At 67.9% G+C, this 21,934-nt stretch carries 19 protein-coding genes, 1 tRNA gene and 1 pseudogene; 10 read left to right on the top strand and 11 right to left on the bottom strand.

Annotated features, from left to right (window positions below; translation table 11 throughout):
* Window positions 1-63: 63 nt before the first annotated feature.
* The 4 genes and pseudogenes from DYQ94_RS18725 to dtd form a co-directional block, all read right to left on the bottom strand.
* Window positions 64-139, bottom strand: a tRNA-Ile gene (locus DYQ94_RS18725).
* A gap of 275 nt (window positions 140-414) precedes the next feature.
* A pseudogene (locus tag DYQ94_RS18720) lies at window positions 415-728 on the bottom strand (hypothetical protein).
* Between the two features lie 186 nt (window positions 729-914).
* Window positions 915-2,789, bottom strand: a complete 1,875-nt coding sequence (gene rpoD, locus DYQ94_RS18715) for an RNA polymerase sigma factor RpoD (protein WP_016902493.1) — start codon at window positions 2,787-2,789, stop codon at window positions 915-917.
* A 107-nt stretch (window positions 2,790-2,896) separates the two neighbouring features.
* Window positions 2,897-3,337 (bottom strand): D-aminoacyl-tRNA deacylase, encoded by a 441-nt coding sequence (dtd, locus tag DYQ94_RS18710; RefSeq protein WP_104608183.1) that lies wholly within the window; start codon window positions 3,335-3,337, stop codon window positions 2,897-2,899.
* Here dtd and DYQ94_RS18705 point away from each other — a divergent pair.
* Complete coding sequence (locus tag DYQ94_RS18705) at window positions 3,336-4,352, top strand: lauroyl acyltransferase (RefSeq protein WP_024938516.1); 1,017 nt, start codon at window positions 3,336-3,338, stop codon at window positions 4,350-4,352. The genes dtd and DYQ94_RS18705 overlap by 2 nt on opposite strands.
* Window positions 4,353-4,406: 54 nt before the next feature.
* Here the strand turns inward: DYQ94_RS18705 and DYQ94_RS18700 are convergent, their stop codons facing one another.
* On the bottom strand, window positions 4,407-4,928 hold the full coding sequence (locus DYQ94_RS18700) for a GNAT family N-acetyltransferase (protein WP_047129480.1): 522 nt from the start codon (window positions 4,926-4,928) through the stop codon (window positions 4,407-4,409).
* Window positions 4,929-5,172: 244 nt separating this feature from the next.
* Between DYQ94_RS18700 and ribA the strand changes: the two genes are divergently transcribed.
* From ribA to DYQ94_RS18685, 3 genes are all read left to right on the top strand, one after another.
* A complete protein-coding gene (ribA, locus tag DYQ94_RS18695) occupies window positions 5,173-6,306 on the top strand; it encodes a GTP cyclohydrolase II RibA (RefSeq protein ID WP_016902497.1) in 1,134 nt (377 codons plus the stop codon).
* Between the two features lie 138 nt (window positions 6,307-6,444).
* A complete protein-coding gene (locus tag DYQ94_RS18690) occupies window positions 6,445-6,921 on the top strand; it encodes a PH domain-containing protein (protein WP_024938517.1) in 477 nt (158 codons plus the stop codon).
* Entirely contained in the window at window positions 6,918-8,423 is a 1,506-nt protein-coding gene (locus DYQ94_RS18685; RefSeq protein WP_126966530.1) for a PH domain-containing protein, read from the top strand. Before DYQ94_RS18690 ends, DYQ94_RS18685 begins: the two co-directional genes overlap by 4 nt.
* 88 nt (window positions 8,424-8,511) lie before the next feature.
* On the opposite strand, the gene DYQ94_RS18680 is transcribed toward DYQ94_RS18685, so the two are convergent.
* Window positions 8,512-9,570 (bottom strand): CDP-glycerol glycerophosphotransferase family protein, encoded by a 1,059-nt coding sequence (locus DYQ94_RS18680; protein ID WP_126966529.1) that lies wholly within the window; start codon window positions 9,568-9,570, stop codon window positions 8,512-8,514.
* Here DYQ94_RS18680 and DYQ94_RS18675 point away from each other — a divergent pair, their 5' ends adjacent.
* Complete coding sequence (locus DYQ94_RS18675; RefSeq protein WP_126966528.1) at window positions 9,571-10,395, top strand: glycosyltransferase family 2 protein; 825 nt, start codon at window positions 9,571-9,573, stop codon at window positions 10,393-10,395. It begins immediately after the preceding gene.
* Between the two features lie 122 nt (window positions 10,396-10,517).
* On the opposite strand, the gene DYQ94_RS18670 is transcribed toward DYQ94_RS18675, so the two are convergent.
* From DYQ94_RS18670 to def, 5 genes are all read right to left on the bottom strand, one after another.
* Entirely contained in the window at window positions 10,518-11,795 is a 1,278-nt protein-coding gene (locus tag DYQ94_RS18670) for an O-antigen ligase family protein (RefSeq protein ID WP_126966527.1), read from the bottom strand.
* Between the two features lie 153 nt (window positions 11,796-11,948).
* Window positions 11,949-13,670: an ArnT family glycosyltransferase gene (locus DYQ94_RS18665; protein ID WP_102580479.1), complete on the bottom strand. Its 1,722-nt coding sequence runs from the start codon at window positions 13,668-13,670 to the stop codon at window positions 11,949-11,951.
* A gap of 48 nt (window positions 13,671-13,718) precedes the next feature.
* Window positions 13,719-15,029, bottom strand: coding sequence for a 16S rRNA (cytosine(967)-C(5))-methyltransferase RsmB (rsmB, locus tag DYQ94_RS18660; RefSeq protein WP_126966526.1), 1,311 nt, complete (start codon window positions 15,027-15,029; stop codon window positions 13,719-13,721).
* Complete coding sequence (gene fmt, locus DYQ94_RS18655; RefSeq protein ID WP_102255868.1) at window positions 15,029-15,952, bottom strand: methionyl-tRNA formyltransferase; 924 nt, start codon at window positions 15,950-15,952, stop codon at window positions 15,029-15,031. The genes rsmB and fmt overlap by 1 nt, the downstream gene beginning before the upstream one ends.
* Window positions 15,953-16,250: 298 nt before the next feature.
* The gene (def, locus tag DYQ94_RS18650) at window positions 16,251-16,763 is read right to left on the bottom strand and encodes a peptide deformylase (RefSeq protein ID WP_024938525.1); all 513 of its coding nucleotides are present in this window, start codon (window positions 16,761-16,763) and stop codon (window positions 16,251-16,253) included.
* Between the two features lie 131 nt (window positions 16,764-16,894).
* Between def and DYQ94_RS18645 the strand changes: the two genes are divergently transcribed.
* From DYQ94_RS18645 to DYQ94_RS18625, 5 genes are all read left to right on the top strand, one after another.
* A complete protein-coding gene (locus DYQ94_RS18645; protein WP_104575567.1) occupies window positions 16,895-18,031 on the top strand; it encodes a LysM peptidoglycan-binding domain-containing protein in 1,137 nt (378 codons plus the stop codon).
* Between the two features lie 71 nt (window positions 18,032-18,102).
* Window positions 18,103-19,239 (top strand): DNA-processing protein DprA, encoded by a 1,137-nt coding sequence (dprA, locus tag DYQ94_RS18640; protein WP_184429098.1) that lies wholly within the window; start codon window positions 18,103-18,105, stop codon window positions 19,237-19,239.
* 43 nt (window positions 19,240-19,282) lie between these two features.
* Window positions 19,283-19,756, top strand: coding sequence for a DUF494 family protein (locus tag DYQ94_RS18635; RefSeq protein WP_003484452.1), 474 nt, complete (start codon window positions 19,283-19,285; stop codon window positions 19,754-19,756).
* Window positions 19,757-19,793: 37 nt separating this feature from the next.
* The gene (locus DYQ94_RS18630; protein WP_126966525.1) at window positions 19,794-20,528 is read left to right on the top strand and encodes a pilin; all 735 of its coding nucleotides are present in this window, start codon (window positions 19,794-19,796) and stop codon (window positions 20,526-20,528) included.
* A gap of 27 nt (window positions 20,529-20,555) precedes the next feature.
* The gene (locus tag DYQ94_RS18625; RefSeq protein WP_126966524.1) at window positions 20,556-21,788 is read left to right on the top strand and encodes an RDD family protein; all 1,233 of its coding nucleotides are present in this window, start codon (window positions 20,556-20,558) and stop codon (window positions 21,786-21,788) included.
* Window positions 21,789-21,934: the final 146 nt, after the last annotated feature.

Below are 21,934 nucleotides of genomic sequence, written 5' to 3'. Positions count from 1 at the left end.
TCCCGGTAGTTTCCGAGCAGCAAAAAAGGCACTTGGCCGCGCGTCCAAGTGCCTGCTTTCTATTGGTGGGCCCACCAGGATTCGAACCTGGAACCAAAGGATTATGAGTCCTCTGCTCTAACCGTTGAGCTATAGGCCCGGCGGGGTGGGTGGCGAGATGCGGGGCATGTCGGACCGTCCAGCTGAGGCGAAAGTTTACCTGTCCGCGCGCGTCGCTGTCTGCTGACATCAGGCATCGATGAGGAGAAGCGCCCGCACCCACCCGTGCCCGTGCATGCCCACAAAAAAAGCCCGGCGCGAGCCGGGCTTCTAAATTTGTATGCGATCAGTGCGCTTTGCGCACCATTCGCGGTAGACGACCCGGATCGACAAGCACCTCAGCAATCCCGAATCTCCACTCCCCACTCCCGGCTACTAAGCCACCTCAAGCTGCGCATCGACCAATTGCCGGCCTGCACGGAATCCCTGCGCGATGGCTTCCTGGTAGGTCTCCCATCCCTGTTCCCGGCCACCGATGCGTGGCTGGCGTTTGCCGCCCAGTGCATACACGTCGACCCACAACGTCCACCTGGCGCCCGGGGACGCCTGCTCGGTGCGTACGCGAATCTCGTGCTCGCGGTATGTGGTGGTTTCAAAGCGGCTTTGCCTGCTCATACGACGGCCTCGTTCCATTCGTCCATCAACTTAGAAGCCACGGCTAGAACGTCACGTGAGTCAGGCAGAAACACGGGCTTTATGTTGCGCCGCTGTCTGGCTTCGTCGCCGGGGCGTGAATGTCGCCTGCGCCATCCCCGGCGCGTCCGTGCTTCGGCGACGTCCACCCGGGCAAGCATAGCGCGCAGCATGCCCCACAACGCAACAGCCCCGCATGTGCGGGGCTGTTGTGTGATCACTGCACCGATACGGCTACCGGATCAGTCGATGTCCAGGAACGAGCGCAGCTGTTCCGAACGGCTCGGGTGACGCAGTTTGCGCAACGCCTTGGCCTCTATCTGACGGATCCGCTCGCGGGTGACGTCAAACTGCTTGCCCACTTCTTCCAGCGTGTGATCGGTATTCATGTCGATACCGAAGCGCATCCGCAGCACCTTGGCCTCGCGCGGGGTCAGCCCTGCCAACACGTCCCGCACCGTCTCGGAGAGATTGATGTTGGTGGTGTTGTCGATCGGGGACTCCACGTTGGTGTCCTCGATGAAGTCGCCCAGATGCGAATCCTCGTCGTCGCCGATCGGGGTTTCCATCGAGATCGGCTCCTTGGCGATCTTCATCACCTTGCGGATCTTGTCCTCGGGCATGTCCATTTCCTTGGCCAGCTCCTCCGGCGTGGCCTCGCGGCCGAACTGCTGGAGCATCTGGCGGGAAATGCGGTTCAACTTGTTGATCGTTTCGATCATGTGCACCGGAATACGGATGGTGCGCGCCTGATCGGCGATCGAACGGGTGATGGCCTGACGGATCCACCACGTCGCATACGTCGAGAACTTGTAACCGCGGCGGTATTCGAACTTGTCCACGGCCTTCATCAGGCCGATGTTGCCTTCCTGGATCAGGTCGAGGAACTGCAGGCCGCGGTTGGTGTACTTCTTGGCGATGGAGATGACCAGGCGCAGGTTGGCCTCGACCATTTCCTTCTTGGCCTTGCGTGCCTTGGCTTCGCCATAGGCCATCGCGCGGCTGATCTCCTTGATCTCGCCCAGGGTCAGGTAGTTGGCCTTCTCCATCTCGATCGAGCCCTGCTGCTCGGAGACGATCTGGTCCTTGACGTCGCGCAGCGCCGACGACCACTTCTGCTTGCGCTTGAGTGCGTCTTCCACCCATTCCAGGTTGGTCTGGTTGCCTTCCCAGGAGCGGATGAAATCCTTGCGCGGCATGCGTGCCACGGTGGTGGCCAGGTGCAGCACCTTGCGCTCGTGATCCTTGATGCCGTTGACCACGCCACGCAGCTGGGTGACCAGCGCATCGGTCAGCGGCAGCGGCAGCTTGAGCGTGGTGAAGATGGCGGCCATGTCTTCGCGCGCCTTGACCACCAGCTTGTGCTCGGCGCCGTTCTTGGCATAGATCTTCTTGAACTTGGCGTATTCGTTGGCCAGGTTCTCCATGCGCGTGGCCACTTCCACCGGGTCCGGACCGGTCGGGCCGGCCTCTTCCTCGGCAGCGTCGTCATCGCCGTCTTCGTCGTCGTCTTCATCGACCGCATCTTCGTCCACGGCGACCGGGCCGGCGGCGGCCAGCGCAGCAGCGGCGGCGTCGGCTTCTTCGATCAGGTCGTTGAAGCCGACCACGATCTCGGCCAGACGCTTCTTGCCTTCCTTATGCGCTTCGTAATCGGCCAGCAGCATTTCGGTCGACAGCGGGAACACGCCCAGCGCTGCCTGGACCTGGCTCAGGCCTTCTTCGATACGCTTGGCGATGGCGATTTCGCCTTCGCGGGTCAGCAGCTCGACCGTACCCATTTCGCGCATGTACATGCGCACCGGGTCGGTGGTGCGGCCACCTTCGGTGTCGAGCGCGGTCAGCGCGGCGGCAGCTTCTTCGGCTGCGGTGTCGTCAACCTCGCGGTTGCCGGTGTTGCCATCGTTGAGCAACAGGGTTTCAGCATCGGGGGCAACTTCATGGACATCGATGCCCATGCCGTTGATCATGCTGATGATGTCTTCGATCTGCTCCGGGTCGACCAGGTCGTCGGGCAGGTGGTCATTGACTTCGGCGTAGGTCAGATAGCCCTGTTCCAGGCCCTTGCTGATCAGTAGCTTGATGTCGGATTGCTGGGCAGGACGTTCGTTGGCCATGAGTGCTCGCGCCACCGGCTTTGAGATTGGAAAGAGAACCTAGCATTATACCAGCGTGAAGCCCGGTCTGCCGGATTCAAGACAGGACCGCTGGTGGACGTGGGTTTCTAGGGTCTGAGAAGGAAGGTCACCGGGCCATCGTTGACCAGGTCGACAACCATATGGGCACCAAAGCGCCCGGTTTCCACCCCGCCGCGATGTTTTTGCCGGCAGATCGCCACCAATTGATTGAACGCCCGTTCAGCCTCCGACGGCGGTGCGGCCGTGCTGAAGCCGGGGCGATTGCCGGAACTGGTGTCTGCGGCCAGGGTGAACTGGCTGACCAGCAGCAGGCCGCCGCCGGTGTCGGTGAGTGAGCGGTTCATCTTGCCGGCGTCGTCGGCGAACACGCGGTAGCCGAGCAGGCGCTCGGCCAGGCGCCGGATCTGCGCGTCGCTGTCGCCGGGTTCGACCCCGACCAGGGCCAGCAGCCCGGGACCGATCTGCCCGACGGTCTGCGCATCGACCGTGACGGCGGCGCGGGTGACACGTTGGATCAGCGCAAGCATGGGCACTCTCCGGCAGCAAACTGTGCCGCGCAGCATGCCCAGCACGGTTGGCACTGTCACGCGCGGGTCATCGCCGGCCGCGCTGTTTAGAATTGCGCGGATGAAACCCGATGTTCGCGCTCGCCTGCTCTACGCCACCGCCGCCACCGTGGGCCGCCTGCCGTGGCCGTTGCTCAAACGTGTGGCCGACGCGCTGGCCTGGAGCTGGCGCAAGCTCAATGCGCGCGAGGCGCGCGTGGCACGCCGCAACCTGGAACTGGCGTACCCGGAACTGGATGCCGGCCAGCGCGCGCAGCTGCATGCGCAGGTGCTGCGGTCGACCGCGCGGCAGACGCTGGAAGTGCTGCGCACCTGGACCCGCCCGCCGGCCGAGAACCTGGCCCGGCTGCAACGCAATGGCCAGGCGCTCTACGATGCCGCACTGGCTTCCGGGCGTGGTGTCATCGTGGCCGCGCCGCACTTCGGCAACTGGGAGCTGCTCAACCAGTGGCTGTCCGAACGCGGGCCGATCGCCATCGTGTATCGCCCGCCCGAATCGGACGCGGTGGACGGTTTCCTGCAACTGGCCCGCGGCGGCGACAACGTGCGCCAGGTGCGTGCCGAAGGCCCGGCGGTGCGGCAGTTGTTCAAGGTGCTCAAGGACGGTGGCGCGGTCGGCATCCTGCCCGACCAGCAGCCGAAAATGGGCGATGGCGTGTTTGCGCCGTTCTTCGGCATCCCCGCCCTGACCATGACCCTGGTCAACCGACTGGCCGAGCGCACCGGCGCGATCGTGCTGTATGGCTGGTGCGAACGTGCCGGCGGCGACCTGCAATTCGCGTTGCATGTGCAGCCGGCCGACCCGGCAGTGGCCGACGCCGACCCGGTGCGCGCCGCCAGCGCGCTCAACGCGGGCATCGAACAGATCGCCCGGCGCGACCCGGCGCAATATCAATGGACCTACAAGCGCTACACGCTGCGCCCGCCGGGCAGCGGCGAGCCCAATCCGTATGCGACCGAGCGGCATCCGCACTGACGCCGGCTGCCTAAAGACGGAGCCGCCCGCGCATGGCGCGGCGTTGCCGGCGGCTCAATCGTCGTGCGGAGCGGCCGGCGTGGCGAGGATGCGCTGATAGAACGCCAGGTCCAGCCAACGGCCGAACTTGAAACCGGCCTCGCGCACGGTGCCGGCATGGGTGAAGCCGAACTGTTCGTGCAGGGCGATGCTGGCCTGATTGCTGGCATCGATGCCGCCGACCAGCACATGCACGCCGCGCTGTTCCGCCGCCGCGATCACGCCCTGCAACAGCAGGCGTCCAAGCCCCTTGCCGCGGTGGTCGCGGTGCACGTAGATCGAATGCTCCACGCTGTACTTGAACGCCGGCCAGGCGCGGAAGGTGCCGTAGCTGGCGAACCCCATCAGGCTGCCGTCGGCAGCTTCCACCCCGATCACTGGAAAGCCGCCCGCGCGCTTGGTCGCAAACCAGCCGACCATGCTCTCCGGTGGCCGCGGCTTGTAGTCGTACAACGCGGTCGAGTTGGCGATGGCGTCGTTGAAGATCTCCAGGATGGCGCTGGCGTGGCGGTCTTCGCTGCAGTCGATAAGAGACATGGGGTCCGGTGCGGGCAGAGGGTCTTGGGATTAAAAGGCATTGCCGGGCGATGAACAACGCAGCCGGTACGCAACCAATCCACGCCTGCCGCGCAACTCAAACGGCGGGCGCTGGATGCAGCGTTCCACCCGGCCGTGGCGACTGGCGCTTGCGAACCACGCGACAATGACCGCACGCGGCAGGCAACGGCCGCGGCGGCGTCCGCCTTGAAGCGGCCGTGGCAATCCCCATCTGGAGTCGTGCATGAGCAGCCCCGTCCCCTCCCCCAGCGCGCAGGCCTTCGGTGATCCGGCCGCGATCCGTTGCGAGCGCGCCGCCTCCGAGCTGCGCGCCGGCCGCCCGGTGCTGCTGACGGCGGCCAACGGGCAGGCGCGCGCGGTGCTGGCGCTGGACAGCAGCACCGCGCAGTCCTACGCGGCCTTCGCGCGTGCGGCACAGGGGCGGCACTATCTGTTCGTCACCCCGACCCGCGCCCAGGTGCTGGGCCTGAGCGCGCCGCAAGGCGCACGTGTGGCGCTGGTCGAACACGACTACGACCAGCTCGCTGCCCTGGCCTACCTGCGCGACACCCCGGTACCGACGCAATGGACCCCGGGCGATGCGCTGGATGCCGGCGCGGTGGAAATCGCGCGGCTGGGACTGCTGCTGCCGGCGATGCTGGCCGTGGAACTGCACGACGCGGATGACCACGCCGCCTTCGCCGGTTGCCAGTCGCTGGCACTGGACGATCTGGGCAGCGGCTGCGCCAAATCCGCCGCGGCCGGCTACGAGCTGGTCACCCGCACGCCGGTGCCGTTGCGCGGGCTGGGGATGAGCGAGTTCGTGGTGTTTCGTGGCGGAGTGGCGCAGCGCGACCAGGTGGCGATCGTGGTCGGCCAGCCCGACCTGTCGGCGGCAGTGCCGGTGCGCGTGCATTCCTCCTGCCTGACCGGCGATCTGTTCGGTTCGCTCAAATGCGATTGCGGCGACCAGCTGCGGCATGGCCTAGCCAAGCTGAAGGAACTCGGCGGCGGCGTGCTGCTGTATCTGGATCAGGAAGGCCGCGGCACCGGCATCGCCGCCAAGATGCGCGCGTACGGCTACCAGCATGCCGGCCTGGACACCATCGATGCCGACGCGCAACTGGGCTTCGGCCCGGACGAGCGCCGCTATGGCAGTGCGGTGGCGATGCTGCGCGGTCTGGGCATCGGCCGGATCCGGCTGCTGACCAACAATCCCGCCAAGGCCGAGCGCCTGCGTGCGGCCGGCATCGCGGTCGAAGACCGCATCCCGGTGACCGGCGACATCACTCCGGAGAACGAGCAGTACCTGCGCACCAAGGCCGCGCGTGCCGGGCATGCGCTGGATGTGGACGCGCTGATTCTGGCCGCGCAGTAAGCGCCGCTGCGCCGGATGCGCCCGTCCGCGGCGCCCGGCTATGCTTGCGCACCGCTCCTGCAGGCCAACCTTGTGCACGACGCTCCACCGCCGCACCCCGAGGTCATCGTCGCTGCCGCGCCGGCACAGGCTCCGGCGGTGGACCACACCCAGTGGCAACCGCTACCGCAACGCGGTGCGTATGTGGCCGGCGTCAACGGCGCGCTGGGCGGCGGATGTGCCGGGCTGATCGCCGCCGGCGCAACCGTCGCCGTGCTGCACGCCTGGCATGACTGGCCGGTGGTGCTGGGCGTGACCGTGGTGGCCGCGCTGCTGGGTGCGTGGTTCGCGGTCAAACGGCATCGGCTCACCCACTGGAAACTCGACCAGCACGGCCTGGCGCTGCAACGCGGCCATCTGTGGCAGAGCGACACGCGCATTCCGATTTCGCGCGTGCAGCACGTGGACCTGCGCCGCGGCCCGATCGAACGCGCCACCCGGCTGACCACGCTGGTGGTGCATACCGCCGGCAGCCGGCTCAACGCGGTGGCCTTGTCCGGCCTGGATCAGGGCGATGCCGAACGCCTGCGCGACCGCCTCGCCCGCCAGCTCGATCACGACGACGACGCGCTGTGAGCGCCATCGAACACTCCGGCCAGGACGAGCAGCGCCTGCATCCGCTGTCGTGGGTGTTCGTGTTGTTGCAGCAGATCCGCCAGTTCCTGATTCCGCTGGCGGCCCTGGTGCTGTTCGGCAGCCGCGATGGCAGCCGCGACTCGGCCGACCACATCGCCACCGGCGTGGTGATGGCAGTGCTGGTGGCAATCTCGGTGCTGCGCTATTTCACCTATCGCTACCGCATCGGCACCGATGGCGTGGCGATCCGCAGTGGGCTGCTGGAACGCAGCCGGCGCGATATCCCGTTCGCGCGCATCCATAACGTGGTGGTGCATCAATCGCTGCTGCACCGGCTGGCCAACGTGGCCGAGGTGCGCCTGGAATCGGCCGGCGGCCACAAGCCCGAAGCGGAAATGCGCGTGCTGCGGCTGGACCAGGCACTGGCGCTGGAAGACCTGATCCGTCGCCGCACGCATGACGCCGATGCCGGCACGCCGCAGATCGAGGCCGACAGCAACACGCTACTGCGTCTGCCGCTGGGCGAAGTGATCCGGCTGGGGCTGATCTCCAACCGCGGCATGGTGGTGGTGGCTGCCAGCTTCGGCGTGATCTACCAGATGATTCCGCGCCGCACCGTGTCCAACTTCGTCGAACACAACGGCGAGCTGGCGTACCGCTACGTCAGCCAGATCCATCCGGGGGCGGCGGTGACCGCCGCGTTGGTGGTGCTGGGCGCCCTGGCCGTATTGGTCGCGATGCGCGCGCTGTCGGTGGCGCTGGCGGTGGCGCAGTACCACGGCTTCCATCTCAGCCAATCCGAGCGCCGCCTCACCGTGGAGCGCGGCCTGCTGACGCGCATCCGCAGCAGTGTGGCGCTGCGGCGCATCCAGTCGTGGACGCTGTACGAAAGCCGCCTGCATCGCCTGTTCGGCCGTCGCCAGTTGCGGGTGGAGACTGCAGTAGCCGGCAGCGCCGACCGCGAAGGCAGCGCATTGAAGGAGCTTGCACCGATTGCCGACCCGCAGCGCTGCGATGCCTTGTTGCAGCGCCTGCTGCCGGGGATCGCCTGGCCGCCGGCACAGTGGCAGGCGATCGCCACGCATTGCTGGTGGCGCTTGAGTCTGCCCACGCTGCTGTTGCTGCTGCCGCTGGTGATCGGCCTGGCCTGGCAATTCGGCAACCAGGCGGCGTGGTTGCTGCTGTGGTTGCCGTGGAGCGCATTCAAGGCGCATCGCCAGGTGCACCGCATGGGCTACGCGGTGGATGCACGGTTTGTCGCCGTGCGCGGTGGCTGGTGGAAACGCTGGTGGCGGCTGGCCGAGCTGGACAAGCTGCAGGCGCTGCAACTGCAACGCTCGCCGCTGGACCGTCTGTCCGGCACCGCAACGCTGTGGCTGGACACTGCCGGCGCCAGCGCGGCCGGCCCGGGGTTGCGGCTGCGCTTCGTGCCGTTGGCGCAGGCGCAGGCACTGCAGGCGCAGTTGGGTGCCGCGTTGGCGCGGCGCAAGCTGCGTTGGTGATTGGGAATCGGAATTGGGGAGTCGGGAATCGGGATTGGGTGAAGTGCTGATTGGCAGCGTTATCTCGTCGATGCGCAACTCGCAGCGATCAGCGTTGTGCCGGGCCCCAGTATCCGAGTTCGCGGCGGATCTGCAGGCCTCGCCACACTGCGCCCAGCGGCTTGCGCCGCAGTGGGCCGAGCTTGCCGGCGATGAAGTCCTCGGTCGCTGCCATCACCCGCTCCGACGACTGCCCGTCGCGGTACGGGTGGATCGCGTCGGCATAACGGGCGAGCGCATCGCGCAGCGACGCATCCGGTGCCAGCGCGCGCGCCAGCTGCTGCGGCAATTGCCCGGGCTGCTGGAAGTCCAGCATATGCGGCTGCGGCACGCGGTTGCGGAAGGTCACCACCGGTTTGTGCTGCACCACGAACTCGGACACGATCGACGAGGTATCCGACACCAGCACATCGGCCGCACGCTGCGCGGCCATCACTTCTTCGGGTTCGACAAAGCGGGCATGCGGCCCGGCCAGCGCGCGATAGCGATCGAACAGCTCCGGCGCGCACTTCGGATGCAGCGTCAGCAGCCAGTAATGCGCACCGCGTGCGATATCGGCGGCGATCTCGTCGTAGAGCGCGGGCGCAGCGCTCAAGCGCTCGGTAAACGTGGAGCCGAACAGGATCACCGGGCGCCCGTTGGCGGGCGCGCGCAGTGCAGCGCTGCGGCCGCCATCGTCGCGGAACACCGGGTCGAGCTTGGGCCAGCCGGTTTCGACCACGGCAAAATGCCCTTCGCGCTCGGCAAGCGCGCGAAACGGCGCCGTGGTGGCCGAGCCCTGCGTGCAATACAGATCGAACAATCCGCGCACGCGGAAGTGCCCGCGGTTGTCTTCGCGTTTCTGCACGTTGAACCCATGGAACAGCTGCACCTTGGCGCCCGCAATGAACGGCGGCACCCAGTTGGCCGCGCTGAACACCGCACGCGGACGCAACGCCAGCGCCTCGCGCAGGCCGACCTCGCGCACCTCCGGCAACACCAGCCCGCGCGCACCGCCCTCGAACCACGCCGACACGGCGTGCCCGCGGGCCTGTAATGCCTGCGCCAATGGCGCCAGAATAGGCAACGCGTAACGTTCCGTTGCGAACAGCAGGTATTGAGCCATCACATGTCCTCTTCGACCGCACCCGACGAACGGCCGCGCATCAGCGCCTGCATTATCGCGTTCAACGAGGCCGATCGCCTACGCGACTGCCTGCGCTCGCTGGCGTTCTGCGACGAGATCGTGGTGGTGGACTCCGGCTCCACCGATTCCACCGTGACGCTGGCCACCGCGCACGGGGCACGCGTCCTGCAGCGTGCCTTCGATGGCTACCGCAGCCAGAAGGCGTTCTGCGTTGCGCAGGCCAGCCACGACTGGGTGCTGTGCCTGGATGCCGACGAACGCGTCAGCGATGCCTTGCGGGCGTCGATCGTTGCCGCGCGCGATGGCGGCTTTGCCAATGCCGCAGGCTATCGCTTCGCACGGCTGTCGGATTATTTCGGCCGGTTCCTGCGCCATGGCAATGCCTATCCGGATCGGGTGCTGCGCTTGTTCGATCGACGCCGCGGCGGCTGGCGCGGCAAGCGCGAGATCCACGAGGCGGCCAGTGTCGACGGTGCAGTGGTGACCCTGGCCGGCGATCTGATCCACTACCCGTACCGCTCACTGGCGCAGCAACTGGCCAAGACCCAGCGCTACGCGCAGATGATGGCCGAACACGACCACGCCCGCGGCAAACGCGCGACCTGGAGCAAGCTGGTGCTGGCGCCGGCCTGGCGCTTCTGGCGCGGCTACCTGCTGCGCGGCGGGTTTCGCGATGGCTGGCGCGGGTTGATCTATGCCTACGTGCGCGCCAACTACGTGCGCCAGAAGACCATCATGCTGTGGCTGCTGCAGCACAACCAGCCGGTGCAGGACCCGCCGCGTGCGGACGAGCGGCGCGGCGACTGAGAGCGGTCAGCAACACGACTGCGCTCGCCGCTACGTCGGCGCAAGACGCGCTCGAAGCCGGCAGTCCACCACGTCAATTCCGGTGACGAGCGAATAACCCACCGCCACCGCAAGCCCGCTTGCTAGACCTTGTCGGCCGCTCGAGCCGGGAACTCCTGCGCCTGACGCGCTGCCAGCCCGACCAGCACACCGACCATCGCCGTATAGAAGCTGGCCGACACCTGGTGCGCAAACATCGACTGGGTCAGTCCGCACAGCGCATAGCTCACCACGATCATCACCCCGGCCGCGGCCGGTCCGCGGAACTGGCGCTGGCCGCTGCGGCGATGCAGCCGCGCGAAGACCCATAACGGCACCCCGTAGACCGCAAACAGCAGCAACAGGCCCGGCACGCCCTGGGTGGCGCCCCACTCGGCCAGATCGTTGTGCGCATGGCCCAGATGGCAGCGCAGCAGCCAGGTGTCGCCGGCGCACACCGGCAGCTCGCGCATCGCATCGTCGAAGCGCCCGACGCCGATGCCGGTGAGCGGATGCGCGCGCAAGGTGTCCCAGGCCACGTGCAGGCGCTCGATCCGGGCACCGGCGGAGGAGTCGCTGTCGCCGACCTCATAGCGCTGCAGGTCGCTCTGCAACTCGCCCAGGCGCATCTGCTGGGTCAACGCCGGCACGCTGAGCACCACGCCCACCGCCAGCACCGCACTGCCGACGAAGGTCAGCAAGCGCATGCGTGCGCTCTGCCAGGGCGCGCCCCAGATCAGCACGCCCAAGGTCACCAGCAGCGACAACCACACCCCGCGGCTGCCGCTGAGCACGATCACCACCACCGTGGCGATGGCCGCGCCCACCAGCCAGCGCACCTTGCCAGGCGGGCGGCAGAACACCGCCACTACCAGCAACATCAGCGCGATATCGGCAAATACAATCGCATTGGTCCAGCCTTCCGCGCGGTCGGCACCGTTCATCACCTGCAGCATGGCGATCAACATTGCCGCGAACACGCCGGCCAGCGCGCCACGCCATAGCCAGACCTGGCGCGGCCGCAGTGCGTACGCCCACACCGCCGCCCACGGCAGCACCAGAAAGCGCGAGCGGTTGTCGACATCGCGCAGCCCGTGCTCGAACAGCACGATCGACAACAGCGACATCGCGATCACCGCCGCGGCCAACCACCCCAGCGCACGCAGCGACCAGGGGCGCATGGCAACGCCTGCGCGCAGGCTGCGCCAACCCACCAGCGAGCCAAGCAACAGGCACAGCCCGAACGGCAGCAATCCGCTCGGCATGCTGACCACCAGCGCGGTCAACGCGAACACGCCCAGTTCGGCGATGCCCACACCTGCGGGTGACGCGATGGGGGCCGACGAGGAAAGCGCAGCGGGCTGGGTGGGCAAGGAATTCATTCAGACATCGGTGGCAAGTGGGGGTGACATCGGGCGACACGCGTCAGCGACGCCGGCCAAGCTAACGATGCCCCGCATGAATCCATGCTAGACAGCGGCCGGCGACGGCATTGACGGGCCGCCGATCGCGGCAGACACCTGCGCTGCGCCGGCTCATTCGGTGTCCAGGTTGCCCTGCTCCTGCGCTTCCACTGCCCGCTGCTCGGAACTCGCCACGCAGCTGCCGTGCACGGCATCGGCCGGCACCAGCCACCAGCGACGGCGGTTGGCCACCCCCACCATCTGGCTGCGGCTGCGGTCCACGCAGGCCAGCAGCGCGGTCTCCTGCGCCATCAGCCAACGTCGATCGGGACGCTCTGCCTGCCAGGCCACCGCGCGCTGCAGCTGTTGTTCCCACGGCACCTTGAAGCCGAAGGTCTGCGCGGGGCGGTCGGCCATCAGCAGGTTCTGCTCTTTCCAGGCCACCAGCCCGAGCTGCGCGTCCGGGCCGATCCGGCGCCCGGCCTCGCGCATCACCGCGCCCGCCGAACTGGAGTCGTTGAAGATCGGATAGCAGACCAGGCCGAACGCCACCCACCACGCGCCCAGCAGCGATGCAGCGGCAAGCGCGGAGCGGCGCACCCGCAGCAGCAACAGGCTGGCCACGCCCCACAGACCGACCGCCAGCAGCAGCCAGCCGAGCGGGTCGGTGGCCTCGCTGCCGACCCCGCGGCTGTCCATGATCTTCTGCTCGAAGCCCGGGTGCCCGATCAGCATCGCCGCGCCGCCGGCAGCGAAGGCCACCGTCAGCAGCAGCACGAATCCGAACAGCAGCCGCTGCACCCCGGCGCGACGCAGCAGGCCTGCCGCCAGCGGCGCCAGCGCCAGGCAGAACATCGGCAGCGCCGGCAGGATGTACACATCGCGCTTGCCGCTGGGAATGGTGAAGAACACCAGCACCAGCAGCCACCAGGCCAGCGGCAACAGATAGCGCGCATCGCGTCGCTTGAGCCGGCGCCACCAGGCCGGGATCGCCCAGGGCAGCACCAGGATGGTCGGCAGCCACATCGTGGCCATGCCCTTGAAGTGGTACCAGACCGGCTGCGCGTGATCCCAGGAATTGGCATAGCGCTTGGCGGTCTGGCGCAGCAGGATGTCGTTGAGATAGACGCGGTACTCGGGCTGGCCGGCAGTCAGCGCGGTCACCATCATCGGCACGAACCACAGCAGGATCGCGACGAAGAAGAACAGCGGCCCCAGCCAGAAACGCCGATCGCGCACATGCACGCGCACGCCCGGCCAGCCGCGCGCCGCCGCGATGCCGGCCGGGATCAGCATCAGCAGGGCGATGATGCCGACCCCCTTGGTGATCACGCCCAGCCCGGCGGCAAACCAGCCCAGCGTCCACCAACGCCAGGCCGGCCCCAGCAACAGATGGCGCAGCAACCCGTAATTGGCCAGGGTGATCCAGAACACCACCAGCGGATCGATCTGCGCCTTCTTGGCCTGGAAGGTGAAGTGCAGCGTGAACAACAGCATCCACGCCGCATACGCGCCCACACGCCGGGTCCACAGGCGCCGCCCCAGGTCGTACACGCAGGCCAGCGTGCCCAGCGCCGCCAGCAGCGACGGCAGCAGGAACGCCACCCGCCAGTTGCCCAGCAGCGTGTAGAACAGCGCCTGCAGCCACATCAGCATCGGCGGCTTGTCCGAATACAGCTCGTTGCCGCGATGCGGGAACAGCCAGTCGCCGCTCATCACCATCTGCTTGGCGACCAGTGCAAACCGCGGCTCGTCCGACGGCCAGGGGTCGCGCAGTCCCAGGCCGGCACCGATCACCAGAACGGCGGTGATGGCCAGCAGCCAGAAATCCTTGGAAGCACGAGTCTTGAGCATGACGGGCGGCAGTGGATGCACAGGTGGAGCGCCGGGATCGGCGCGCGGTCAGGACGCTTTTAGCAAAAGCGCGTAGAAAAAACCGTCGCAGTGCTGCTCGCCGGGAAAACGCTGGCGTCCGGCACCGGCCGCATGACCGAATTGCGCGCCCAGCGGCTGCGCCTGCGCATCGGCAGTGCGTTGCAGGAATGCCTGCACCTGCGCCTGGTTCTCGCGCGCCAGCAGGGAACAGGTGGTGTAGAGCAGCTGCCCGCCCGGCCGCAGCGTGCGCCAGGTGGCATCGAGCAGACGCGCCTGCAACGCGCACAAGGCGTCGATATCGTCGGCACGGCGATGCAGCAGCACGTCGGGCTGACGGCGCACCACGCCGGTGGCCGAACACGGCGCATCCAGCAGCACCGCATCGAACGGCTGGCCGTCCCACCATGCGGCGGTATCGGCTGCGTCAGCGGTGTGCAAGGTCACCTGCGCGGCCGGCACGGTGCGCTGCAAGGTCTGCTGCACCCGCTCCAGCCGGCGCGCATCCACATCCAGCGCGGTGAGCTGCAGGCCAGGATGACGTTCCAGCAGATGCGCGGCCTTGCCGCCGGGCGCCGCGCAGGCATCGAGCACGCGTGCAGATGGCGCCAGCGCCAGCGCATCGGCAACCTGCTGGGCAGAGCCGTCCTGCACCGAGACATCGCCGTCGGCAAAGCCCGGCAACTGGCTCACCGGCACCGCCCCGTGCAGACGCACCGCATCCGGCAACAGCGCATCGGTGTCCGCGCCGATGCCCAGCGCGGCCAGCCGGGCGACATAGCCGGCCGGGTCGATCCGCGCGCGCTGCACGCGTAGCCACATCGGCGCCATCTGCGCGCTGGCCACGAAGATGCGTTCGGCCTGCTCGCCCCAATCGGCGCGCAGTTGCTTGCGCAGCCAGGACGGCCAGCCCGCATCGGCGGACACCGCTGGAAACCCCTCGCGCTGGGCGCGCCGCAGGATCGCGTTGACCATGCCGGCCTGCCGCGGCCGGCCCAGCGCGCGGCACGCGTCCACGGTGGCCGACAAGGCCGCGTGCGCGGGCAGCTGCAGCACGTCGAGCTGGGCGAAGCCGGCCATCAGCAGCGCTTTCAGTTCCGCGTCGCGCGGCGGCAGCGGGCGTTCCAGCCACTGCCGCAATGCCACGTCATAGGCCGGGCGGCGGCGCAGCACCGCAAAGCAGATCGCCTCCACCAGCGCGCGGTCGCGTGGATCAGCAAGACCGGGCAAGGTCGCGGCCAGTTCGGCCTTGAGCGAGCGGCCCTGGTCGAACACCGCCGTCAGCACCCGTGCCGCGGCCAGACGCGAGCCAACGCCGGCGGTTGCGGTCTCTGCCGACATCAGCGCAGCGCCGGCAGGTCGCGGCGCGCGTTGAGGTAGTCGGCAGCGGTGATCGCCTTGCCGCCCTCGCGCTGCAGCACGCGCACCCGCAGCGCGCCCTGCCCGCAGGCGATGTCGATGCCCTGCTTGCTGGCGGCGAGCAGGGTGCCCGGCGCCTGCTGATGGGCCAGCTCCAGCGCCACCGCACCATGCAGGCGCACGCGCTCGCCGGCCAGGACCGCCTCGGCCACCGGCCATGGATTGAACGCGCGTACCCGCCGCGCCAGCTCCTGCGCCGGCTGGGTCCAGTCCAGCCGCGCCTGCGTCTTGTCCAGCTTGTGCGCATAGGTCACGCCCTCGGCCGGCTGCGGCTGCGCCACCGGGCGGATGCCGGCACGCAGCAGGCCCAGGCCATCGGCCAGCACCTGCGCGCCCAGCGCGGCCAGGCGATCGTGCAGCTGCCCGCCGGTTTCCTGCTCGCCGATGGCCAGCCGCTGCGACAGCAGCACTGGGCCGGTATCCAGCCCGGCTTCCATCTGCATCAGGCAGACGCCGGTTTCGGTATCGCCGGCCTCGATCGCGCGCTGGATCGGCGCGGCGCCACGCCAGCGCGGCAACAACGAGGCATGCACGTTCCAGCAGCCATGGGTCGGCGCGGCCAGCACTGCCTTGGGCAGGATCAGGCCGTAGGCCACCACCACCATCAGATCGGCATTGAGCGCGCGTAGCGTGGCCAGCGCCTCCGACGAGCGCAGCGTTTGCGGCTGGAAGACCGGGATGCCGCGCGCAATCGCCTCCAGCTTGACCGGCGACGGCGTCAACCCGCGGCCACGGCCGGCCGGCCGATCCGGCTGGGTGTAGACCGCCACCACTTCATGCCGCTGCGCGGCTGCGCGCAACGAGGCGACGGCAAAATCCGGCGTACCGGCGAATACGATTCTCATAGGGCGGGGATTCGGGAGTGGGGATTGGGGAGTGGCAGCGGCGGGGAATGGGGATTCGGGCATCGGGATTCGCAGCAGGGGGCTTGGGCAACACCGCAGTGGCTGGCCAATCCCATATCCCAGGTCCCGACGTGTCGCTCCATCCGTGTACGCGGAGCGCGTGCAGCGACGGCCTGCGCCATCGCCCAATCACACGCATAGCCCCGCGCCTAGCGATTGAGCGTGGGACCAACGGACCGGCAAGCAGCCAGAAAACCCGCTTCACCAATCCCCAATCCCAACTCCCCAATCCCTGCCCTCAGGCCACGTGCTTACGCTGCTTGGCCAGTTTCTTGCGCACCATTTCGCGCTTGAGCGGCGACAGGTAATCGACGAACAACTTGCCGTCCAGATGGTCCATCTCGTGCTGGATGCACACCGCCAGCAGGCCGTCGGTGCTCAGTTCCTGCGCCTTGCCCTGGCGGTCGAGATAGCGCACGGTGATCGCATCGGCGCGGGCGACGTCGGCATAGATGCCCGGTACCGACAGGCAGCCTTCCTGGTAGACCTGCTCGCCCTGCCTGCTCACGATCTCCGGGTTGATGAACACCTGCGGGAGCGTCTTCTCCTCGCTGACGTCGATCACCATGAAACGCTTGTGCACGTCCACCTGACTGGCGGCCAGGCCGATGCCGGGCGCCTCGTACATGGTCTGGAACATGTCGTCGAGCAGGGTCTGGAATGCCGGGCTGGTGAGCTCGGCAGCATCGACCGGCACGGCCTTGGTGCGCAGCCGCGGATCGGGGAATTCGAGAATAGGGAGCAAAGCCATGTGATTACCCGTCTGGGAACACCGGCGCTGCGCCGGCAAGACGCTGTCATTCTAGCGCAATGCTTGCGTGACGCCCCGGTTTCTGGACTATAGTGCGCAGACCTGTTGGGGAATCAGGCAAGAAGGCACTCATGTTGAACCGACTTCGTACGGTCGTCGCTGCGGCGATGCTGACCGTCGCGACCTACGCTGCCGCGCAAGCGGTGGGCGAGCATCCAGAGACTTACGTGGTCCGCAAGGGCGATACCCTGTGGGACATCGCTGGACGTTTCCTGCAAAAACCCTGGTTGTGGCCGGAAATCTGGCAGGCCAACCCGCAGATCCAGAATCCGCACCTGATCTATCCCGGTGACGTGATCAGCCTGGCCTACCTGGATCGCGTCGCCAAGGGCACCGTCCAGCCCGGTCCGCGCCAGGAAGCGCCGATCAATGCGATTCCGCTGGCCGATGTCGAGCCGTTCCTGAAGAACCTGCGCGTCACCGACGACTTCGACCAGCTGCCGTACGTGGTGGGCCTGGAAGGCGGCCGCACGCGCGCCACCACCGGCCAGGTGGCCTATGTGGTCGGCCTGGACGATGCACAGCCGGGCCAGCGTTTTGCGGTGGTGCGCCCGACGGTGAAGTTCAGCCTGCCCAAGCACAACGAAGACCTCGATGCGGCCGGCAACATCACCGCAGGCGCCGGCAACATCTGGAAGAACTACATCGCGCCGAGCACGCGCCGCGAGTTCCTCGGCTACGAACTGGCACAGGTCAACGTCGGCACCATCACGCGCAGCGCGGCGGGCGGCAACTCCAAGGCGGCCACCCTGCTGCTGCAGGACAGCGGCCGCGAAGTACGCGCCGGCGATCGCATCGTCGCCGTCGAGGCGCAGCCCTACGACCTGCAGTTCATCCCGCATCCGCCGTCGGAACAGGCCCTGCAGACCGAATTGCGGGTACTGGCCATCTCCGATGCCTTCACCGTCGGCGGCACCCGCGACGTGATCGCTATCTCCGGCGGTGCCCGCGAAGGCATCAACAACGGCACGGTGTTCTCGATCTGGCGCAAGGGCCGCACGGTCAGCGACCGCGTCAAGCACTCGCGCTTCTCGCGGACCGACGACGACTTCAGCGGCCCGGCCGGCTCCACCGTCGGCCTGCCCGACGAATACGCCTCGCACGCGATGGTGTTCCGTACCTTCGACAAGGTCAGCTATGCGCTGGTGATGGAAAGCGTCAAGCCGACCGGCCTGGGCTACTTCGTCAAGCATCCCGACGCGCAGTAAGCGAAAATTCCGATGCGGTAATACGACGGCGCCTGAGGGCGCCGTCGGCGTTTGCGGTTCAGGCTGGACGTATGGCCCTCCCCACTTCCGACCTGCGCGCGCTCCTGACCCTGCTCCTGGCGGGCGGCCGCAGCCCGCCGCGCCATGCGCTGCTGGACTGCTTCGCCAGCCCGGCCGAGCTACTGGCGGCCGGGCCCGAGGCCTGGCTTGCCGCCGGCTGCGACGAGTTGCAGGCGGCACGGCTGCAGACTCCCGATGCGCGCGCGCTTGACGCCGCCCTGCAGTGGTGCGAGCAGCCCGGCCATCACCTGATCGGCCTGAACGATCCCGACTACCCCGCCCTGCTGCGCCACATCGTCAATCCGCCGCTGGCCCTGTTCGTGGACGGCGACCCGAACGCGCTCTGGCACCCGGGCGTGGCCGTGGTCGGCAGCCGCTCCGCCACCGCCGGGGGCCGCGACCACACCCGCGCGTTCGCCTCCGGCCTGGCCGGCGCCGGGTTGGCCATCGTCAGTGGCATGGCCGCCGGCGTGGACGCGATCGCGCACGAGGCCGCGCTTGGCCGTGCCGGGGCCATCACCGTGGCGGTGGTGGGCACCGGCGCGGATGTGGCCTACCCGGCAAATCACCACTCCCTGCGCGATCGCATCGCCGCGCGTGGCGCGGTGGTCAGCGAATACCTGCCCGGCACCGGGCCGGTCGCGGGGCACTTCCCGGCCCGCAACCGGATCATCGCCGGGCTGGCCCTGGGCACCCTGGTGGTGGAAGCGGCCATGCGCTCGGGCGCGCTGATCACCGCGCGGCTGGCGGCGGAGGCCGGGCGCGAGGTGTTCGCCCTGCCCGGCTCGCTGCACAATCCGCTCGCGCGGGGCTGCCATCACCTGATCCGGCAGGGCGCCACCCTGGCCCAGGAGCCGGCCCAGGTCATCGACGGCCTGCGCCTGCTGTCGGGCGAACTGGCAAGCGCCTTGCGCCAGCGCCTGGCCGCCCCCACTGATCAGGCCAGGACACCGCCGCAAGCCGGCCCGGCGCGCCCGGATCCGGACTACCAGCGCTTGTGGCAGGCGCTGGGCCATGACCCAACCCCTATGGATTCCCTGGTCAAACGCACCGGATTGACGGCCGCCGCGCTGTCCTCCATGCTGCTCATCATGGAACTGGAGGGAGACGTGGTCACCGAGCACGGTCGCTATACCCGCAATCCCTAGTTTCTTCACCTCCACAGCGTCGCGCGACGCAGGCCGAGGGGCAATGAAAGAGAGCATTCTTGATGTACTGCTGTACCTGTTCGAACATTATTTCAGCGAAGATGCGGACCTGGTCCGCGACCGTGACTCGCTTCAGAATGGCCTGATCCAGGCCGGTTTCAGCCCCGCAGAAATCAGCAAAGCCTTCGATTGGCTGGACGCGCTCTCCGAGCAGCGGCCAAGCGTGGCGCGCCCGCATGTCGATGGACCGGTACGCATCTACCACGGCCCGGAGCTGGACAAGCTCGATGTGGACTGCCGTGGATTCCTGCTGTTCCTGGAGCAACACCGCATCCTCGACGCCGACCAGCGCGAGCTGGTGCTGGATCGCGCCATGGCGCTGGACCAGGACGAACTGGACCTGGACGACCTCAAATGGGTGGTCTTGATGGTGTTGTTCAACCAGCCGGGTGCCGAAGCGGCCTACGCCTGGATGGAAACGCAGATGTTCCTGGACGAGCCTGAACCCGTACACTGAGGCGGAAGCCGCAACGGACGCGTGCGAGGGGACGGCAATGAGTAGTTGGTATTACGCCGAGGGCAACCGCCACCGGCGTGGCCCGGTGGCCGGCGAGGCCTTGCTGGCGCTGTATCGCGAGCACGCGATTGCACTGGACACCCTGGTCTGGCGCGCAGGATTTGCCCGATGGGTGCCGCTGTCTGCATGCGCCGACGAGCTTGGGCCACCGATTTCCACCGATCTGCGCGCCGCAGCGCTGCCGCCGCCCCTGCCGTCGGTTCCGCCAGCGGCTGTTCACAACGCAGCCGCCAGTGCACCCTCTTCGTCAGCGCATCGCCTGCCTGGCAACGGGCCGGGGTGGCCGCTGGCGTTGGTGCTGGGCGCGGTGGTGGGCATGTTCGTGCTGGTGGCGATGATCGGCATCCTGGCGGCGATCGCGCTGCCGGCGTACCAGGACTACACCACGCGTACCAAGGTCGCCCAGGCGATCGCGGCGCTGACGCCCCTGAAGCCGCAGATCGCCGAATTTCTCGCGCAGCAAGGCCGTTGCCCGGTCAACGGCGACGCCGGCTTTCTCGCGCCCGAGCAGTATGCAAACGATGTCCTGAGCAGCGTGCGGATCGGCCGTTTCGACACCACCGAGTGCGGCGTCGAGGCGCTACTGCATGCGCCAAAAATGACCAGGATCGACGGCAAGGCGCTGTGGCTGGATTTCGACGCGGACGCCGGCAGCTGGCAGTGCAGCTCCGAGATCGACGACAACCAACTTCCGCCGGACTGCCGCGGCTAGTCAATCGCTTTACGCAAGGGGACTTCAATGACGCAGTGGTATTACGCCGACGCACAACGCGAGCGCCAGGGGCCGGTGGACACGGACACGCTTCGCGCGCGCCTGTCGGAAGGCCTGATCGATGCATCCAGCCTGGTCTGGCGCGAAGGCTTTCCGCAGTGGGTGGCACTTGGCGAGGTCATGGCCGAGCTGGGGATCGACAGCGCCGTTCCAGCGCCCGCCGCGCCGAGCGTCGGAGATGTGCCGGTGCACGTTGCGCACAGTGAGCCGCAGGCGACGGTTCACCCGACCAGCGTCGCGGTGGATCACACGCCTGCCGCAGATGCGCCGTTTGCCGGCCCGGCGGCAGACGCTGTGCTCGGGCGGTCCGACTCCGGCCTTGCCGATCACCCTCCCGTAGCCGACCACCTGCAGCGTCCGCCGAGCGGGCAGGCTGCGCTGACAGATCCAGCGGCGTGGCCCACCACGCCGGCAGACCCTGCGGCAACCCCGGCGGCATCGAGCCCGCTCCTGACCGACACCTCCCACGCGCCTGCAACACCCGCGCATGCCGTGTCGCAACCACCGGCCGGCGCGCCGCTTCCAAGCGCCTGGGATTCCGTCGCCGCGCCCGCGGCAAGCGTCGCATTGCACGATGCCCCGGTCGTCTACGCCGGCCTGTGGCGGCGCGTGGCCGCCAGCATCCTGGACAGCCTGATCACCAGCTTTGCGGTGTACCTGATCGTGATCCCGCTGGTGTTCGTCGTGGCGCTGGCGACCAGCCGGGGTGATTCCGGCTCGGCGCTGGACGACGGCAGCGCGCTCAGCATCGCCATCCTGGTGATGTCCTACGGCATCGGCCTGGCGATCCCGACGCTGTATTTCGCCTGGATGCAGTCCAGCCGGCACCAGGCCAGCCTGGGCAAGCTCGCCTGCGGCATCAAGCTGGTGCGCGCCGACAGCAACGGCGGCCGGGTCGGTTTCTGGCGCAATGTGCTGCGCTACCTGGCCTACATGCTGATCAGCGTGCTCACCCTGGGCATCGGCGTGGTCGTGGCCGCGTTCATGGCCGGCATGACCGCGCGCAAGCAGGCTCCGCACGACAAGGTCTGCGACACCCTGGTGGTGGACCGCTGGGCGTTTACGGATCACCCGGAGCGCCAATCCAGGGGTCTGGACACGGTCACCATCGTGGTGCTGGCCATTTATGCGGTGATGCTGGTGATCTCGGTGGTGGTGGTGGGCTTCATGCTGGCCGCCATCGGAATGAGCCAGAGCTAGCAGTTGGCAGCCCTGGCCGCTTGACACGGCGGCGTCCGCCGTGATCTTTCTAATAAGAGAACTGAACGCCCGGGCTCGTTTCCCGGGCGTTGACCTGTGGGAAACGGTCGATGTGCTTCCCTCCACCGGCCAATTAGGCCACGCTA

It is taken from the genome of Xanthomonas sp. LMG 8993 (assembly GCF_009835065.2).
Taxonomy (GTDB): domain Bacteria; phylum Pseudomonadota; class Gammaproteobacteria; order Xanthomonadales; family Xanthomonadaceae; genus Xanthomonas; species Xanthomonas arboricola.
Note: the sequence above shows the minus strand (reverse complement) of the source record. Positions and strands in the feature narration are given on the sequence as shown.